Origin of the sequence: Aciduricibacillus chroicocephali, assembly GCF_030762805.1 — a bacterium.
In the GTDB taxonomy this organism is placed as follows: domain Bacteria; phylum Bacillota; class Bacilli; order Bacillales; family Amphibacillaceae; genus Aciduricibacillus; species Aciduricibacillus chroicocephali.
This window is the reverse complement of record NZ_CP129113.1, coordinates 2327864-2345213: the sequence shown is the minus strand read 5'-3', so window position 1 is coordinate 2345213 and position 17350 is coordinate 2327864. Positions and strand designations below refer to the sequence as shown.

Here is a 17350-nt window from a genome sequence, read left to right as displayed (position 1 = left end):
TGTTTGAAGGGTTATTGAGGCACGTTGTAATCAATGTGCATAAAAAGCGCTTATTGCAGCTTATCGTCGACAGTTCTTGACACACTTTTCAATCTGTTTTATTGTTTACCTTATAAATTAAAGGTTTACGATAACTTGAAAAGGGGCGAAACAAGATGAGCAGCACACACGAACAACTGTTAGAAATGGGGCGTCAGCATCTTTGGCTTCCATTCACTCAGATGAAAGACTATGACCGAGATCCGCTGATCATCGAGAGCGGGCAAGGCGTGAAGGTCCGTGACACGGAGGGCAAGGAGTATTACGACGGGTTCTCTTCTGTCTGGCTGAATGTCCATGGCCATAGAAAAGAGGAGCTGAACGAAGCGATACGCCAACAGCTTGAGAAAATCGCCCACTCGACTTTACTTGGTATGACGAATGTTCCGGCAACAGAACTTGCGGCTAAGCTCGTTGAGATTACGCCAGCGGGTCTTGACCGCGTGTTTTACTCGGACAGCGGTGCAACAGCAGTAGAAATCGCTCTTAAGATGGCCTATCAATACTGGAGGAATATCGGAGAGCCGCAGAAACAGCGATTCATCACTATGAAAAACGGCTACCATGGTGATACAGTTGGTGCGATCAGTGTTGGTGCGGTCGATCTGTTCCATCAAATTTACGAACCGCTTATGTTTGAGAGTATTAAGGTTCCTTACCCATATGTATACCGCCACCCAAGTCGAGACGCGGAGATATGCAAGGCGGAGTGCCTGAGAGAGCTGCGACAGACGTTGGAGAAGCATCACAATGAAGTGGCGGCCTTAATTGTAGAACCGCTTGTACAGGGAGCGGGCGGTATGATTACAATGCCGGACGGTTTCCTGAAGGAAGTGCGGGAATTGTGCCGTGAATACAATGTACTCGTCATTTTTGATGAGGTCGCCACAGGGTTTGGTAAGACTGGGAAACTATTCGCTATGGAAAATGATGACACCGTTCCAGATATCATGACTTCAGGAAAAGGTTTGACAGGTGGTTACTTGCCAATCGCCATTACAATGACTTCTGAGAAAATTTATCAAGCATTCTATGATGATTATGCAAAAATGAAGACATTTTTCCATGGACACTCTTATACGGGCAATCAGCTAGGTTGTGCTGTTGCGCTTGAAAATCTTAAATTGTTTGAGCAGGAGGATATTGTTTCTAGAGTCGCCCGTAAAGCGGAGTACATAGCAGAGCTTATGAAGTCTGTCAGCGAGATTGAGATCGTTGGGGAAGTACGCCAGCGTGGATTCATGATCGGTGTCGAAATTGTCCAAGACAAAGAAACGCGTGAGCCTTTCCCTCAAGGAATGCGTGCAGGTTACGAGATTACCCTTGAAATGCGCCGACGAGGCATGCTTTCCCGCCCGATGGGAGATGTATTAGTCTTCATGCCGCCACTTGCCGCGACGAAAAAGGAATTACAGGAGATGGTCGGCATTATGCGTGAGAGCATACGTACATACAGCGCGGAAAGGCAGCTTGCAGGAGGGGTGAAATAATGACTAGGGGCATCTACATTACGGGGACAGATACAGAAATTGGTAAAACAGTTGTAGCTGCAGGGATTGCGGGTGCTTTGAAGAAGAGTGGTATCGATATCGGAGTCATGAAACCGTTTATGAGCGGGGCAAAAAGAGAAGACCCGCATAGCGATGCCGCCATGTTGAAAAGCCTTGCTGAAGATACGAATTGCATAGAACAAATCAACCCTTATCAATTCGATGAAGCAGTTACGCCATTACTGGCAGCTGAAATGAATAGTATTGATATCTCTTTAGACAAGCTGCTCAGCCATTGGAACGAAATCAGCTTGACACATGATTTTTTTATCGTTGAAGGAGCCGGCGGACTGATGGCTCCAATGGGCAGTGATTATCATAACGGTCATATTGCCCGGGAAATGGGCTTCCCCCTCATCATTGTAGCTCGACCTGGCCTCGGTACAGTGAATCATACTTTGCTTACAATTGAAAAGGCGCGGACGATGGGTATTGAAGTGCTTGGAATTATTATAAACGGAGTACAGTTCGGAGAGAGGACACTTGCCGAGCAGACAAACCGCAAACTAATAGAACGTTTTACAGACGTTTCAGTTCTTGGTGAGATTCCTTGGCTTGAAAAGTTGGAGAAAAAGACAATCATAGAAGCGGTAGAAAACAATGTTTCTCTGAATTCACTAACAGGTCTGGGAGTTAAAGCATGAAAGACTGGGAGACTGACATCCGGCTTGAACTGGAAAAGCTGGCAGAGCAGAAACTGCAGCGCCATCTACGAACATCCAGGCAATCAAAAGGAGCTAAAATTGAGCATGAAGGGAAGCTTCTTCTGAATCTCGCATCCAATGATTATCTTGGACTTGCCGGTGATGAAAGACTATTAGAAGCCCAGGTAAAAGCGGCAGAGCGATACGGAGCAGGGGCAGGTGCTTCAAGGCTTGTAACCGGCAGTCATCCCCTATATGAGGCGACAGAACAAGCTTTGATAGCTTGGAAGGGTACAGAGGGAGCACTTATTTGTGGAAGTGGTTATACAGCGAATATTGGCGTCCTCTCATCACTTCTTAGCCGCCATGATGTCGTTTTCAGTGACCGTTTGAATCATGCGAGCATTATTGACGGCATTTTGCTAAGCAGGGCGGAGCATAAACGCTATCGGCATAATGATATGGGGCATCTGGAAAAACTGCTGCAAAAGACTCCTGAAGGCAAGCGCAAATTAATCGTAACAGACAGTGTGTTCAGTATGGATGGGGATACGGCAAATTTGGATGAATTAGTCCGCTTAAAAGAAAAGTACGGAGCTTTACTCGTAGTTGATGAAGCTCACGCAGGCGGCGTATTTGGCCCTGAAGGAAAAGGATTGTGTGCAGCATTGGGTGTGGATGAGGCTGTAGATATTCAAATTGGTACTTTCAGCAAGGCATTTGGTTCATATGGGGCATACATAACAGGGAAGCGTTGGTTAATTGACTTTTTGGTGAACCGGATGCGGAGTTTGATTTATACGACCGCATTGCCTCCAGCTGTGCTCGGTTCAGCGATGGAATCTTTGCAGATTATCCGTGATGAAGACTGGCGGCGGGAGAAACTCCAGCGAAACGCAGATTATTTACGAAGGAAGCTCATTGAGGCAGGTTTCCATACATATGAAAGTATGACCCAAATCATACCTGTGCGCATTGGGGAGAATGAACAAGCGATTCAATTTTCTAAAGAACTTCAGGAAGCCGGTATTTCCGCGATTGCAATTCGGCCGCCGACTGTGCCGAAAGGGGAGGCACGGATCAGATTTGCTGTATCAGCGCTTCATGAAGAAGAAGATTTGGCTGGAGCAGCGGTAACAATTGCTGATCTTGCAGAGAAGCTGCATACCATTCAATGATAGGTGGGATACAAATGACAACAATACTCTGGCTGCCTGGGTGGAGTTTTGATTATACGATTTTCTCGGGAATTCAGAATGTTTTCCCCTCTGAGGTCAACCATCTGCATGTGAACTGGCAAGGTCTGGAGGAAAAGGAGGATGTATCCAATAGAGTACAAGCTATACTCAATCAGGCAGATGGAGATGTATTTGCTGTTGGCTGGTCACTAGGTGCAATTGCAGCTTTGGAAATGGCTTTGAAAGCTCCTTTAAGGGTGAAAGGACTTGCCCTCTTCTCTCCGACTGCTTCATTCGTTAAAAGAGAGCATTACGAGTGTGGCTGGGACAGACGAGTTGTAAGACGCATGCAAAAGCAACTGACGAAGGACAAGCAGAAGGTTCTGGATGATTTTGCGGCTCATTTGCTTATGCCAGGAGAGGAAACAATAGGGAGCCTGAATAAGGCGGTTTCGGATGACTCTGTGTCGTCTCTTGCGGCAGGGCTTGATTATTTGTCTGAGACGGATCTGCGTTCAAGGATAACCGATTTGAAGCTGCCGATAATCATTTTTCACGGAATAGAAGATTCTATTTGTCCGCAAGAAGCGAGTCTATTCATCGAGGAGCAGGCTGGCAGGAATATAAATAGAATCACTCTTGATGACACTGGTCATATTCCATTTATGGCTGAAAAACAGTCAGTAGAAAGAGAGCTTGCAAAGTTTTACAAGGGGCTGGCGTGATGATTAATAAAGAAAAGGTGAACCGAAACTTCAGCAGACAGGCAAAGCAGTATGATAGATTTGCAAACGTGCAAAAAAAGATGGCGGAAAATCTGATGGCGCAACTGCCTTCGCAAAAGAATGTTATTAATATCCTGGAAGTTGGCTGCGGTACCGGTTATTTGACGGAGCGGTTGCTGGAACGCTATTCCGAGGTGCGTATTACTGCTATTGATTTGGCGGAAGGAATGATTGAATTCATGCGAGACCGCTTTGCAGGAGAAGGCAGGCTCCTTCTTTTATGTGAAGATGCAGAGCGTTTTTCCCCTGCATATTCTGAGAAATATGATCTGATCGTTTCCAATGCAGCATTTCAATGGCTGACAAATCCGGCGAAGACGCTGGAAAGGTTTGCAAATTATTTAAGTGCCGAAGGAGAAATGCATTTCACGACATTCGGCCGCCGAACTTTTCAAGAACTTCACAAAAGCCATGTGATAGCAGCAGAACAGCTTGGGAAATGTGTTGAACAGACAAGGCCGGGCCCGCAGTTTGCAACGCTTTCTGAGTGGCGTATGCACTGTGTTCAGGCTGGACTGAATACTCGGTTCAAGACAGAAGATATGGTTGAGTTTTTCCCTGCATCTCGTGACTTCCTTCATTCTGTTAAAAAAATTGGAGCCGGTAATGCAGAGGGAATGTCAGGTGCCGGTCTGTTGCGCCGTCTGCTGCAAATCTATGATGAAGAGTATTTTACTCACCGAGGAGTACCAGCTACATACGAAGTTTTTCAGGCAACCTGCCATAAGAGCGGTAAGGCAGGTGCATTGACACTTTCTAATAATATTGATAACATGAATGACGTTCAGTCAGTTCGTGTTTAAGAGATGGAGGGATTCCATTTGGATAATAAAAAAGAGCGGATCGTTCTATCGGCAATTGAAATGTTCCGGGAAAAAGGAATTGAGAAGACAAAAATATCCGATATCGTCAAAGGAGCGGGCATTGCTCAAGGGACGTTTTATTTATATTTTTCCTCCAAGTTGGCGGTTATGCCATCAATCGCAGAAGTGATGGTTGAGCGGATGCTTGATTCGATTAAAGAAGAGACAGAGAACGCAAAGGACATTAATAAACTGATGAGAAGTATCGTGGAGGCTGTTTTCCGTCTAACGGAAGCAGACCGGGATATTTTTGCCCTGATGTATGCAGGTCTTGCAGCGACTGAATATATGACAGAATGGGAATCAATCTATGCTGATTACTATAAGTGGATGGCGCAGCAACTTGAAGTGGCAAAGGAAGCAGGGGCAATTGATGTTTCACTTGATTCAGAGGAAACAGCAATTTTGCTTATAGGACTCATTGAATCAGCAGCAGAGCAAACATTTTTATATTCTCCTAAGGGTCAGGGAAAGGCGGAAGAGAAGAAGGAGCAAGTAGTGCAATTCGCTCTAGGGGCACTTGGGTGCCGTAATACAAGCAATATTTGAGTGGCGAGATGCTGCTCTTTTTTATGCAAGAAATATGACTGATAGTCAGTCAAGATTTGAGGAGCATGGATATGAATAAGGCATGGGTATATGTAATATTGACAAGTTTATCCGAACTAGTCTGGATTTATGGATTCAATACAGCGAGCGCATGGTGGCATTGGATGTTGATTATTATATTCCTTGTATGTGATTTGCATTTCCTTGCCAAAGCGTGTGAGACGTTGCCAACGGGGACAGTGTATGCGATTTTTGCAGCTACGGGGACAGTAGGTACAGCGGTGATGGACGTGTTTATGTTTGATCAGTCACTCGGTCTTGGCAAGCTCGGATTTATTGTGCTGATTATTGCTGGTGTAATTGGTCTAAAGCTGACTGATGACAAGAAGGATGAAGAGCAATCGAAAGGAGCTGTCTGATATGGGGTGGATATTTGTCCTGCTTGCTTCCGCCTGTGAGATTACGGGCGGGATTGGGCTTCATTATTTTAGTCAAAGACGTACGTTGCGAAATGGCCTCGTTTATTTCGGAGGGCTTGGAGTATCTTTGGCTCTTCTCTACCCATCGTTTCAGTACTTGCCTGTCAGTGTCGCGTATGCGGTTTGGACGGGGATTGGCACTGCGGGTATAGTCATCGTGAATATGATGTTTTTCGGAGAGTCGAAAAATGGCCTCAGGCTGGCAAGTCTGACTGCGATTATTATCGGGGTTGTCGGCTTGAAAGCAATGGGTTCATAAGCAAGACGCCCGGATCTGCAAGCAGGTTCGGGCGTCTTTTAGTATTATTTAAAGTTACCAACGAGGACGACAGGGCAATGGTCGCTGCCCATGATATCACAATGTATTTCGGCATCTTTGATTTTTGGTATGAGCTTGTTGGATACGACGAAATAGTCAATGCGCCAGCCGATATTCCGCTCGCGGACTTTATTCATATAAGACCACCATGAGTAGACTTCCTCACGATCCGGGTAAAGATGGCGGAAACTGTCTACGAAGCCACCTTCCAAGAGTGATGTAAATTTGCCGCGTTCTTCATCAGTAAAACCGGAGTTGCCGCGGTTTGGTTTTGGATTTTTCAAATCAATTTCCTGATGGGCTACATTCAGATCGCCACAGAGAATTACGGGCTTATTTGCCTCCAGTTCTGTCAGGTGAGCAAACATCTCATCTTCCCACTGCAACCGGTATTCCAGACGTGCCAAATCACGCTGGGAATTCGGCACATACGTGTTCACCAAATAAAAATTCTCGAATTCGAGCGTGATGATCCGGCCCTCGTCCTGTGTCTCGGCGTCCCTGACACCGTAGCGTACTGAAAGCGGCTTTTCTTTTGTGAAAACAGCAGTACCGGAATAGCCTTTTTTCAAAGCATAGTTCCAATATTGGTGATAGCCAGGTAAATCCAATTCAATCTGACCTTCCTGAAGCTTCGTTTCCTGTACGCAAAATATATCTGCATCCGCCTCATTAAAATAGTCGAGAAACCCTTTTTTTACACAGGCGCGCAAGCCGTTCACATTCCATGAAATCAGTTTCATCTTGTTCTTCCCTCTCTATTATGCTCTCCCGCTATTCTACCATTTGAACGGCAGGATTGAAATGTGAGGAGTTGAGTATGTGTGTCAGCGAAAAAGCAGCAACACCGGCTACAGGTGCTGCTGCTTTTTCCTTAGTCCATCAATTCATGTACGATCTCATAGGAACGGAGGCGTGCCTTGTGATCATAAATGACGGAATTGAGCATGAGTTCATCTGCCTTTGTTTCTTCAATGAAGCGTTCGATCCCGTGCTTTACTGTATCAGGGCTGCCGATAATTGTTGAAAACGAGTCGATGGCTGCTTCGACGACTTGCCTCTCATAAGGGCTCCACAACGCTTCTAGCTCTTCCTGTGTAATTGGCGGCTTCAAAGCAAATGGGGTACCGCGGCGAAGCCCCCAAAACTGAAGCTTAAGTGAAGTGCTGATGAATTGTGCCTCTTCATCCGTGTCTGCTGCAATTACATTGAGACAGACGAGGGCATGCGGCTTGTCTAAGCGTTCAGATGGTTTGAAATTATCCCTGTACACATTCAATGCCGGAATTGTATAGCGCGGCGAGAAATGGCTCGCAAAAGCGAAAGGAGCCCCTTTTCCCGCAGCCAGCTTGGCGCTAAATCCGCTTGAACCGAGGAACCAGATCGGAATGTCCTCGCCTTTTCCAGGGATGGCTTGTACACGGGAAGTACCTGCGAAATAATCTTCCAGCTCTTCAACCTGCAGAGGAAAGTCTTCCGGTCCTGAATTTAATGTGCGTCGCAACGCGTGAGAAGTAGGTGAATCGGTCCCTGGAGCACGTCCGAGTCCAAGGTCAATACGGCCGGGATACATGGCATTAAGCGTACCGAATTGTTCAGCTATAGTGAGTGCTGCATGATTAGGCAGCATGATACCGCCTGCCCCAACACGAATTGACTCCGTGGCACCTGCGATATGACCAATGACGATAGATGTCGCGGAGCTTGCGATCCCAGGCATGTTATGATGCTCGGCAAGCCAGTAACGCCCGTACCCCCAATTTTGGGCATGCTGAGCCAGGTCTACGCTGTTTCTGAACGTCTCAGATGCACTTCCGCCTTCCGTAAGCGGAGCAAGGTCCAATATGGAGAGCGGTACACCTTTAATGCGACCGGAGCTTTTAGTACTCATATTAAAGAAACCTCCTGAAAAAAATCGTTCTTCCTTGTCTGATGATCGAGTTGTTTTTGACAGTGTCCAATATCATCTTATCTCCAAATCATGTACAGTGTCCATTATCTTGCTTTTTTATACATAACGCATACTTTCAGGAAATATGCTACGATAGACAAAAACTAGAAACCGCTTACAAAGCGAAGGGAGAATATATAATGGCGAGGAAACTGAAACGCATTCAGGAACAGAAGGAAGAACCAGTAAAAGTACAACGGAAGAAAGAGGAAGTACTTGCTACGGCAGGTGGATTTCTTTTTGCAGGAGGATATCTACTCTTCACAGGAACGATTCCCGAGACAGTTGCCGGCTGGGTAAAGTTTGTCGGCATGTTTATACTCGTTTCAGCAATCATCTATCTCATTGCCTGGGGAGTTATAAAAAGTAAGAAGAAACAGTAACATTGGTTACCTTAAAACCGAACATTAAACGATTTAACAATATTTTATACTTTAAATTAACCAAAAACCGAACAAAATAAGCTAAATATATAAAATTAATTCATATTTTGGTGAAAAATCAGTGGAAGCTGCTCGCATCCTGTGCTAAAATGAAACAGCAGCGGATGCATATAAACTTTTTCCACAGAGAGGATCATTCGATGAAACAAATATATTCTGGAAAAACTAAGGACGTATATGAACTGGAAGACGGAAACTATTTGCTTTCTTTTAAAGATGATGTGACAGGCGAGAACGGTGTATTCGACCCTGGTGCGAACACAGTTGGCCTGACAATGGAAGGTGCCGGTGAAGCCGGACTGAGATTGACACAGCACTTTTTTGAGATTCTGAAGGAAAAAGGCATTCCAACACATTACATTGATGCAGACATAGCAAAGCGGACGATGACTGTTGTCCCTGCAACTGTATTCGGTAAAGGTTTGGAAGTAATCTGCCGTTATCGAGCAGTCGGAAGCTTCCTGCGACGCTATGGCAAATATGTAGAAGAGGGTCAGCCTCTTGATGCGTTTGTCGAAGTGACATTGAAAGATGATGACAGGCAAGATCCGCCTATCAGTGCGGAAGGTCTGGACATGCTTAACATTTTGAGTTTGGAAGAATACGAAACATTGGCTCGTCTGACGCGTGAAATTTCCGGAGTGGTTAAAGAAGACCTTGCCAAGAAGGGTATCGAACTATACGATATCAAGCTTGAATTCGGCCGCGATGCAAAGACGAATGAAATTCTTTTAATTGATGAAATTTCCGGCGGGAATATGCGTGCTTATAAAGATGGCAAATATATTGAACCGCTTGAGCTTGAAAAACTTGTACTTGCATAATAGCGAAAATCCGGTCTCCTAATTAGGAAACCGGATTTTTTTTGTAAAAAAATAGTTCTTTTTGCGTAACAAATTTTTGGGTATGAGCCGATACTAATAGTAGCGGCCTAGACCGACACCAAAGAAGAAAGGATCATCCATTTGATTAAATTTACAACGATTAGAAAGAAGTTGCTTACGGGGTTTTCGATTATACTTATAATCATTGCCATCTTTGGTCTTTATACGAGTCTTGTTATGCAAGATTCAAAAAGCCACGTTGAGAAGTTGATGAACGAACAGCTCAATCATCTAGTACTCGATGATGAACTCGAATCAAATATGAATCTACAGGCTGCTTATATGCGCGGTTATTTCCTTTTTGGAGATGAATCTGCCAAGAAGAGATATCAGAGCGCTGTTGATGAAGGGATTGCTCTGGATAAAAAAGCTTCGAAGCTAACTAAAAATCCGGTAATCTTGCAAGTGATGCAAGACAAAATTGAGTGGGGAACAAAAGTTGATACAGCAATGAATCTCTATGATGCCGGCAAGAAAAAAGAGGCTTTGTCACTTATTCGTACGGAAATAATTCCGCTGACTGAAGAGATAACAGGAACGCTTCAGAAAGTTGCGAATGAGCGAAAGAGTGAAATGAATAAAAGTAGTGACGATCTTATTGCAAACAGCTCTAAAGTCATTAAAGTGACGGTCTTCATCAGCATTCTTGCCATCGTTGCAGGTTTATTCATTGCTACATTCACAGCTCGTCTTATTTCAAAGCCGATTTTACAACTGAAAGAGCGTATGCAGGAAATGGAGAAAGGCGACTTTAGCAACGAACCATTGGAAGTGTCCAGCCAGGATGAGATAAAAGATCTTGTCGATGCGGCAAATAGTATGAGCAGTCAGTTCAGCCATGTTATTGGAGAGATGAGCGGAGTAGCCGCAGAAATGACGAACCGGAGTGCCGAACTTACACAGTCGGCAGATGAAGTACGGGCCGGCTCGGAACAAGTGGCAACGACAATGGAAGAGCTTGCTTCAGGGGCGGAGTCACAGGCGAGCCGAGCTGCTGACCTTTCTTCTATGATGAACTCATTCAGCGAAAAGGCTGAAACTGCGAATGTATCAGGAGGCAATGCTGGAACAAGAGCGGAAGAAGTGCTTAAGCTGACGAATGAAGGTGCTTCACTTATGCATTCCTCAACGTCTCAAATGGAACATATTGATTCAATTGTGAAGCAGGCTGCTGATAAAATGGAAAACCTCGATGTTCAATCAAAGGAGATTTCCAAGCTTGTAACAGTTATTCATGCGATTGCGGAACAGACGAACTTGCTAGCACTTAATGCGGCCATTGAAGCTGCGCGTGCGGGTGAGCATGGTAAAGGGTTCGCAGTTGTTGCGGATGAAGTACGAAAGCTTGCTGAACAAGTAACGAACTCTGTAACAGAAATTACAGGCTTCGTTAATGATATTCAGACCGAATCAGGATCTGTGGCTGCTTCTTTGCGAGACGGATATGCGGAGGTCGCAGCCGGCACACAGCAAGTTAAGGAGACAGGACGGACATTCGAGATTATAACAGCCGCTGTCGAAAGCGTAGCCGAAAGTATCCAGTCCGTTTCTGACAACCTGTCAGAAATGAATGAGAGCAGTCATAAGATGGGGATGTTCTCAGAAGAGATTGCAGCAGTCTCTGAACAGTCCGCAGCAGGGATTGAAGAGACATCCGCTTCTTCAGAAGAGACATCAAGTTCTATGGAGGAAGTGGCCGCGAATGCGCGTGAGCTATCAACGCTGGCTGAGAATCTGAACAGTCTCGTTAAGCAATTTAAAGTATGATAATGCAATGCATTCTCCTATACATAGGAGAATGCATTTTTTTGTTTAAGGCAAAAGACCTTATCTAAAAGTGAAGATTGCATATATGGTTAACGACATATTAGCTGTCAATATTCAATTATTTTAAGGATTAAATGTATATCAATATAGCCCGTTTTTCTAAAGTATGTCTGATTTTAGTGAAAAAGCTTTAAATTTCGTCGAAACATGTCGATATACATGGAAGATTCATAGTTCAAATTTCATATGAAGTTAATTGATTTCATGTGAAATAGTGAACAAAAAGTAAAATAGAGAGGAAGTCAAAGATTGAACAAAATGAAAAGTGTCAAACAAAAGCTATTGGCAGGGTTCGGGGTTGTCATTCTCCTAATTGTGGGAATCGGAATCTACAATTCAGTTTCAGTCAGTCATGTGAATAAGCAGACAACTGAAATCATGGACAGGCAAGTTCCTTTCCTCGTAGCGAACTCTAGAATCTCCTATGACATTGCAAATCGCCTCGCGGTTGCACGTGCTTATGTCCTTTATGAAGGAAATAAGGAATATCGTGATCGTTTTAAAATTTATTCCGAACAGAGCAAAGAATATGAAATGAATATAAAAGAGAAGAGCACCAAGCCGGAGTTTTTAGACAAAGTAGATGACGTGAGCGCATGGGACCAGTCTGTACTTGAGAAGGTGTTCGACGTCTATGATAAAGATGGTAAGGAAGCTGCATTACGAAATCTTAAAGATGAAGTGGAGCCTCAGGCGAGGGAGCTGATGACATTCTTTGATGTGGCATCAAGCGATAGGGAAAAGGCAATTACTAAAGCAGGTACAGCCGTTCTGAAAAGTGGTAAGGTCAATATCACTACCTTTATTATCCTTTCATTAATAATGCTTGTTGCAAGTGTTGCCATCGCACTTATGACAGCTCGTATGATTGCCAATCCGATCAAAGAAGTCATGGAATGGATGAAGTCACTTGCAAAAGGAGACCTGTCTCGTGAACCGCTAATCCCGTCTTCCCGGGATGAAGTAGGCCAACTCATTGTGGCAGCTAATGATGTGAATGAACAAATGCGTGAAATTATGCAGGAAATTGGTACTGTCTCAGAACGGGTAAGCAGTCAAAGTGAGGAATTGACACAGTCAGCCAGCGAAGTTAAAGCAGGTGCTGAACAGATTGCTGTGACGATGGAGGAACTGGCAGACGGCTCTGAAACCCAAGCGAATAAGGCTTCAGAACTGTCCGGCCTTATGAGTGGATTTTCTAATGAAATCCGCCATGCGAGCAATAATGGCACTGAAGTGAATGAGGCTTCAAACCATGTGCTGGAGCTTGCTGAAGAAGGCGGTCTAATGATGGCTGAGTCGACAAAACAAATGGAGAGAATTGAAGCAATTGTACAAAATGCTGTAGATAAAATGGATGGACTGGATACACAATCCAAAGAGATTTCTCAACTTGTTGGAGTGATTAAAGATATCTCAGATCAGACAAATCTGCTTGCTTTGAACGCATCAATAGAAGCTGCCAGGGCCGGAGAACATGGTAAAGGCTTTGCGGTTGTAGCGAATGAAGTTGGCAAACTTGCAGAGCAAGTGGGGAACTCTGTAACGAATATTACACATATCGTTACGTCCATCCAGAGCGAGACGTCTGACGTTTCTGCATCCTTGGAGAGTGGTTACAAAGAAGTCGGCCACGGAACTGACCAGATACGCAAGACTGAAAAGACGTTCAGCGAAATTAAAAATGCCCTCGTCCAAATGGCAGAGCGGATTGACGCTATTTCGGGAAACCTTGCTAAAGTGTCTTCAGGCAGTGATGAAATGAATGCATTCGTTCAGGAAATCGCAGCAGTATCGGAAGAGTCCGCGGCAGGTGTGGAGCAGACTTCTGCGACATCACAGCAATCGGCAAGTTCCATGGAAGAAATAGCAGAGAGTTCAGGAGAGCTAGCAAATTTAGCAGAACAATTGAACGGCCTTGTAGGTAAATTCAAACTTTGATTCATTGTAAGACGGCAGATGATTCTGCCGTCTTCTGTTTTAATACTAAATATTGAAAATAAAGTACTGCCGATGCGAGCTCGTATTTGCATGATTTAGTAGAAGAAATGGCAGCAATTCATATGAAAACCTGCTGGTTAGCTGAACAACCATCGCCGGTTCAAACTTTGAAAGAAAACAACAATAAAAAGCTGGAAAAAGACCAGGTTTAGCACCAATTCTAGTCTTTTTTCGATTTGCCAAGTGGGGTGCTTTTCTATATGATTGAGGGAGTGGAATTATACTTTCCGAAAAGAGGGCAATGAACAAATGAGCAAACAATCCATTTACGGGATGACATATGAACAATTGACTGATTGGCTAGTCGACCATGGCCAGCAGAAGTTCCGCGTTCGCCAAGTGTGGGACTGGCTTTACAAGAAACGTGTCACTTCATTCGCTGATATGAGGAATATAGGCAAGAACTTGATTGCATTGCTGGATGAGCATTTCGTCCTGCATACGCTGGAAGAGGAGATCAAACAGGAATCGAAGGATGGTACGATCAAATTCTTGTTCAAACTTTCCGATGGTAATCTGATTGAGACAGTACTAATGCGCTTCAACTATGGGCTTAGTGTCTGTGTAACGACGCAAGTAGGCTGCAATATCGGCTGCTCGTTCTGTGCAAGCGGTCTGTTGCGCAAGAGTCGTGACCTGACTGGCGGAGAAATCGTCGAACAAATTATGAATGTACAGGCTCACCTTGATTCTAAAGGTAAAGGGGAGCGCGTGAGCCATATCGTTGTAATGGGGATTGGTGAGCCATTTGACAACTATAACAATCTGATGGACTTCCTACATGTTGTTAACGATAAGGAAGGACTTTCTATCGGAGCACGCCACATTACAGTTTCAACGAGCGGCATTGTACCGAAAATTAAAGAGTTCGCTGATACAGGTTTGCAGATCAACCTCGCAATCTCATTGCATGCGCCGAATAATGATCTTCGCACGCAAGTTATGAAGATTAACAGGGCGTATCCGATTGAGAAGCTTATGGATTCCGTCGATTATTACTTGGAGCGGATGAATCGCCGGATTACGTTTGAATATATTATGCTGCGTGGTGTGAATGACGGTCAGGAGCAAGCACGTGAACTTGCCCGCCTGTTACATGATAAGCGCCATTTGGCATATGTGAACCTCATCCCTTACAACTCAGTAGATGAGTCCGGATACAAGCGCAGTGAATCGGCTGATATCCAGGCATTTTATGAAACACTTAAAGGAAAAGGCATTCCTTGCGGCGTTCGCTGGGAAAACGGTGCTGATATTGATGCAGCATGCGGCCAGCTCCGCAGTAAACAAATTAAAAAACAGACAGCAAGCTGATTGCATAGTGCATCGCCTGAAAGGGCGGTGCGCTTTTTCTTTTAGACAGGAGCCCGCATATAAAATTGGCCCTCTTCATATACTGCAGGAAGGAGATGTTTCGAGCAGTCCAAAAAAGGCAATACTATATGTATCAGGCGATGCACGGGAAATAGCACGGGAAATAGAAAGGGGTAACATCATGAGTAGAATGAAAGCGAAAAAAAGAAGAATTATGACAAAGGTGAACAGGAAAAAACGTCTCCGCCAGGCGGCAGGTCATTTAAAGGAGCTGGAAATGCTCGCTTTGGATAGGGACAAGGCGCTTTCCTTGGAACACCCGTCTATTTATACGAAACACGATCGCGATGTATCGAATTATTAATTGGCAGGCTGGAGAGCTTGCCAATTTTTTATTTTGATTTATTTCCAGTTTTATCCTCATTCTTTACGGGAAGAGCAATTGAAAGCATATAAATCAGAGGAGGATTTCAATTGTCTAATAACAAAAAGAATGAACAGCTGGAGCAATTCAAAACAGATGATCATGGAAAGAAGATGACAACGAACCAGGGATTGAAAATTTCGGAGGATGAGTTTTCTTTAAAAGCTGGTACTCGGGGTCCAACTCTGATGGAAGACTTCCACTTCCGCGAAAAAATGACCCACTTTGATCATGAACGCATTCCGGAGCGGGTCGTGCATGCACGCGGTTATGCGGCACATGGTGAGTTCGAATGTTATGAATCAATGAAAGAATATACAAAGGCTGATTTCCTAAGTGAAAAAGGCAAGAAAACGCCTGTATTTGTTCGCTTTTCAACTGTACAGGGAAGCAAAGGTTCTGCTGAATTGGCTCGTGATGTGCGGGGCTTTGCGACGAAGTTCTACACAGATGAAGGGAACTATGATCTTGTCGGGAATAATATGCCTGTCTTCTTCATTCAGGATGCTATCAAGTTCCCTGATGTCGTTCATGCGGTAAAGCCGGAACCACATAATGAGATTCCGCAGGCAGCCTCAGCTCACGATACATTTTGGGACTTTGTTGCCAATAACCAGGAATCGGCACACCATGCGCTTTGGCTCCTCTCAGACCGAGCAATTCCGCGCAGCTTCCGCATGATGGAAGGGTTCGGTGTTCATACTTTCCGCTTCGTTAACACTGAAGGCAAGGGAAGCTTTGTGAAGTTCCATTGGAAGCCTAAGCTCGGTGTCCATTCTGTCGTATGGGACGAAGCACAGAAGATTAACGGTAAAAATCCGGACTTCCATCGCCAGGACTTGTACGAGGCTATTGATTCAGGCAATTATCCTGAATGGGAGCTGGGAGTGCAAATTGTTCCGGAAGAAGATGAATTTAAGTTTGATTTCGACTTGCTTGACCCGACAAAACTGATTCCAGAAGAAGATGTGCCGGTTAAAATCATTGGCAAGATGACTTTGAACCGAAACGTTGACAATGTGTTTGCAGAGACGGAACAGGTTGCGTTCCATCCGGGACATGTCGTTCCTGGTATTGACTTTACAAACGATCCTTTGCTGCAAGGACGTCTATTCTCTTACACGGACACACAGCTGATCCGCTTAGGGGGTCCAAACTTCCATGAGCTGCCGATCAACCGTCCAGTCTGCCCGTTCTTCAATAACCAGCGTGATGGCTATGGCAGGCAGACTATCAATGTCGGCCAGGTAAACTATCATAAAAACTCTCTCGCAAACAATACACCGGAACCAGCTCTTCCGACAGAGGGCGGTTTTGAGCATTACCAGGAAAAAGTTGAAGGCCGTAAAGTAAGAGCACGCAGTGATAGCTTCAAGGATCACTTCTCGCAAGCGACTTTGTTCTGGAGAAGTTTGTCCGACGTTGAAAAACAGCATGCAATTGAAGCATTAAGCTTCGAACTCGGCATGTGCAAAGAGAAGTCTGTCCGCCAGCAAGTCGTTGACATGTACGCAAACGTTCACTTGGATCTAGCACAGCCTGTAGCGCGAAATATTGGCGTAGACGTGCCTCAGGAGGGCGTTACAGGGGATGGCAAGCAATCACCTGCCCTAAGTCAGGAAAACAGCTCAAAGCTCCCTGATACACGTAAAGTGGCTGTCCTCGTCGCAGAAGGTTTTGACGCATCTGTCATAAAAGTTGTGGATGAGATGCAAAAACAAGGATTGGAGCCGGCATATGTCGGCGAAATGCTTGGGCCGATAAAAGCGGCAGATGGTACGGAGGTAGAAGTAGAAAAGACGTTCCTTACGGGGGCATCTGTACTGTTTGATGCTGTGTATGTGGCAGGTGGTGAGCAGGCGGATGAAGCTTTCAATAAGAAAGTAGAGGAATATGTGCAGGAAGCATTCGAACATTATAAACTTGTTGCGGCATTGACAGATGAGGCTGCAATTATGGACAAGTTGGATATTCGTAATGCAACTGGTGTCCTTATTGACGACAAAGTAAATAAAGGATTTGCAAAGGAATTTGCAGTGTTAGCAGCGAAGCATCGCTTCTGGGATCGTAATTTGCAAGCTGGCTAATTGGAAATGGACA

Annotated in this window: 17 protein-coding genes; 15 read left to right on the top strand and 2 right to left on the bottom strand. The window is 44.7% G+C overall.

Going from position 1 to position 17350, the window contains the following annotated elements; all coding sequences use genetic code 11:
- Positions 1 to 155: 155 nt before the first annotated feature.
- The 8 genes from bioA (at position 156) to QR721_RS12040 (ending at position 6346) form a co-directional block, all read left to right on the top strand.
- Positions 156 to 1529, top strand: coding sequence for an adenosylmethionine--8-amino-7-oxononanoate transaminase (bioA, locus tag QR721_RS12075; RefSeq protein ID WP_348027308.1), 1374 nt, complete (start codon positions 156 to 158; stop codon positions 1527 to 1529).
- A complete protein-coding gene (gene bioD, locus QR721_RS12070) occupies positions 1529 to 2233 on the top strand; it encodes a dethiobiotin synthase (RefSeq protein WP_348027306.1) in 705 nt (234 codons plus the stop codon). Before bioA ends, bioD begins: the two co-directional genes overlap by 1 nt.
- A complete protein-coding gene (gene bioF / locus QR721_RS12065) occupies positions 2230 to 3411 on the top strand; it encodes an 8-amino-7-oxononanoate synthase (protein WP_348027304.1) in 1182 nt (393 codons plus the stop codon). The genes bioD and bioF overlap by 4 nt, the downstream gene beginning before the upstream one ends.
- Positions 3412 to 3425: 14 nt before the next feature.
- Positions 3426 to 4136 carry an alpha/beta fold hydrolase gene (locus QR721_RS12060; protein WP_348027302.1) on the top strand — a complete coding sequence of 237 codons (711 nt, stop codon included), beginning with the start codon at positions 3426 to 3428 and terminating at the stop codon, positions 4134 to 4136.
- Entirely contained in the window at positions 4136 to 4999 is an 864-nt protein-coding gene (bioC, locus tag QR721_RS12055; RefSeq protein WP_348027300.1) for a malonyl-ACP O-methyltransferase BioC, read from the top strand. The genes QR721_RS12060 and bioC overlap by 1 nt, the downstream gene beginning before the upstream one ends.
- A gap of 18 nt (positions 5000 to 5017) precedes the next feature.
- Positions 5018 to 5608 carry a TetR/AcrR family transcriptional regulator gene (locus QR721_RS12050; protein ID WP_348027298.1) on the top strand — a complete coding sequence of 197 codons (591 nt, stop codon included), beginning with the start codon at positions 5018 to 5020 and terminating at the stop codon, positions 5606 to 5608.
- Positions 5609 to 5679: 71 nt separating this feature from the next.
- Complete coding sequence (locus tag QR721_RS12045; protein WP_348027296.1) at positions 5680 to 6027, top strand: DMT family transporter; 348 nt, start codon at positions 5680 to 5682, stop codon at positions 6025 to 6027.
- A 1-nt stretch (position 6028) separates the two neighbouring features.
- Positions 6029 to 6346, top strand: coding sequence for a DMT family transporter (locus QR721_RS12040; protein ID WP_348027294.1), 318 nt, complete (start codon positions 6029 to 6031; stop codon positions 6344 to 6346).
- Between the two features lie 44 nt (positions 6347 to 6390).
- On the opposite strand, the gene QR721_RS12035 is transcribed toward QR721_RS12040, so the two are convergent.
- Both QR721_RS12035 and QR721_RS12030 read right to left on the bottom strand, forming a co-directional pair.
- On the bottom strand, positions 6391 to 7149 hold the full coding sequence (locus QR721_RS12035) for an exodeoxyribonuclease III (protein ID WP_348027292.1): 759 nt from the start codon (positions 7147 to 7149) through the stop codon (positions 6391 to 6393).
- A 131-nt stretch (positions 7150 to 7280) separates the two neighbouring features.
- The gene (locus QR721_RS12030) at positions 7281 to 8297 is read right to left on the bottom strand and encodes an LLM class flavin-dependent oxidoreductase (protein WP_348027290.1); all 1017 of its coding nucleotides are present in this window, start codon (positions 8295 to 8297) and stop codon (positions 7281 to 7283) included.
- 200 nt (positions 8298 to 8497) lie between these two features.
- Here QR721_RS12030 and QR721_RS12025 point away from each other — a divergent pair, with 200 nt between their 5' ends.
- From QR721_RS12025 to QR721_RS11995, 7 genes are all read left to right on the top strand, one after another.
- A complete protein-coding gene (locus QR721_RS12025; RefSeq protein ID WP_348027288.1) occupies positions 8498 to 8740 on the top strand; it encodes a hypothetical protein in 243 nt (80 codons plus the stop codon).
- Positions 8741 to 8940: 200 nt separating this feature from the next.
- Entirely contained in the window at positions 8941 to 9624 is a 684-nt protein-coding gene (locus QR721_RS12020) for a phosphoribosylaminoimidazolesuccinocarboxamide synthase (RefSeq protein ID WP_348027286.1), read from the top strand.
- A gap of 141 nt (positions 9625 to 9765) precedes the next feature.
- The gene (locus tag QR721_RS12015; RefSeq protein WP_348027284.1) at positions 9766 to 11451 is read left to right on the top strand and encodes a methyl-accepting chemotaxis protein; all 1686 of its coding nucleotides are present in this window, start codon (positions 9766 to 9768) and stop codon (positions 11449 to 11451) included.
- Between the two features lie 318 nt (positions 11452 to 11769).
- Positions 11770 to 13452 carry a methyl-accepting chemotaxis protein gene (locus QR721_RS12010; RefSeq protein ID WP_348029842.1) on the top strand — a complete coding sequence of 561 codons (1683 nt, stop codon included), beginning with the start codon at positions 11770 to 11772 and terminating at the stop codon, positions 13450 to 13452.
- A gap of 309 nt (positions 13453 to 13761) precedes the next feature.
- Positions 13762 to 14826: a dual-specificity RNA methyltransferase RlmN gene (rlmN, locus tag QR721_RS12005; RefSeq protein WP_348027282.1), complete on the top strand. Its 1065-nt coding sequence runs from the start codon at positions 13762 to 13764 to the stop codon at positions 14824 to 14826.
- A 181-nt stretch (positions 14827 to 15007) separates the two neighbouring features.
- Complete coding sequence (locus QR721_RS12000) at positions 15008 to 15190, top strand: hypothetical protein (protein ID WP_348027280.1); 183 nt, start codon at positions 15008 to 15010, stop codon at positions 15188 to 15190.
- 110 nt (positions 15191 to 15300) lie between these two features.
- Positions 15301 to 17337, top strand: a complete 2037-nt coding sequence (locus tag QR721_RS11995; RefSeq protein WP_348027278.1) for a catalase — start codon at positions 15301 to 15303, stop codon at positions 17335 to 17337.
- The last annotated feature ends 13 nt before the right edge of the window (positions 17338 to 17350 follow it).

What these genes read in the sequence shown, in the direction of transcription:
- rlmN (WP_348027282.1), top strand. Translation starts at nt 13,762, where the DNA reads ATGAGCAAACAATCCATTTACGGGATGACATATGAACAATTGACTGAT.
- QR721_RS12025 (WP_348027288.1), top strand. Translation starts at nt 8,498, where the DNA reads ATGGCGAGGAAACTGAAACGCATTCAGGAACAGAAGGAAGAACCAGTA.
- QR721_RS12010 (WP_348029842.1), top strand. Translation starts at nt 11,770, where the DNA reads ATGAAAAGTGTCAAACAAAAGCTATTGGCAGGGTTCGGGGTTGTCATT.
- QR721_RS12020 (WP_348027286.1), top strand. Translation starts at nt 8,941, where the DNA reads ATGAAACAAATATATTCTGGAAAAACTAAGGACGTATATGAACTGGAA.
- bioC (WP_348027300.1), top strand. Translation starts at nt 4,136, where the DNA reads ATGATTAATAAAGAAAAGGTGAACCGAAACTTCAGCAGACAGGCAAAG.
- bioA (WP_348027308.1), top strand. Translation starts at nt 156, where the DNA reads ATGAGCAGCACACACGAACAACTGTTAGAAATGGGGCGTCAGCATCTT.
- QR721_RS12040 (WP_348027294.1), top strand. Translation starts at nt 6,029, where the DNA reads ATGGGGTGGATATTTGTCCTGCTTGCTTCCGCCTGTGAGATTACGGGC.
- QR721_RS12030 (WP_348027290.1), bottom strand. Translation starts at nt 8,297, where the DNA reads ATGAGTACTAAAAGCTCCGGTCGCATTAAAGGTGTACCGCTCTCCATA.
- bioD (WP_348027306.1), top strand. Translation starts at nt 1,529, where the DNA reads ATGACTAGGGGCATCTACATTACGGGGACAGATACAGAAATTGGTAAA.
- QR721_RS12035 (WP_348027292.1), bottom strand. Translation starts at nt 7,149, where the DNA reads ATGAAACTGATTTCATGGAATGTGAACGGCTTGCGCGCCTGTGTAAAA.
- QR721_RS12060 (WP_348027302.1), top strand. Translation starts at nt 3,426, where the DNA reads ATGACAACAATACTCTGGCTGCCTGGGTGGAGTTTTGATTATACGATT.
- QR721_RS12000 (WP_348027280.1), top strand. Translation starts at nt 15,008, where the DNA reads ATGAGTAGAATGAAAGCGAAAAAAAGAAGAATTATGACAAAGGTGAAC.
- bioF (WP_348027304.1), top strand. Translation starts at nt 2,230, where the DNA reads ATGAAAGACTGGGAGACTGACATCCGGCTTGAACTGGAAAAGCTGGCA.
- QR721_RS12045 (WP_348027296.1), top strand. Translation starts at nt 5,680, where the DNA reads ATGAATAAGGCATGGGTATATGTAATATTGACAAGTTTATCCGAACTA.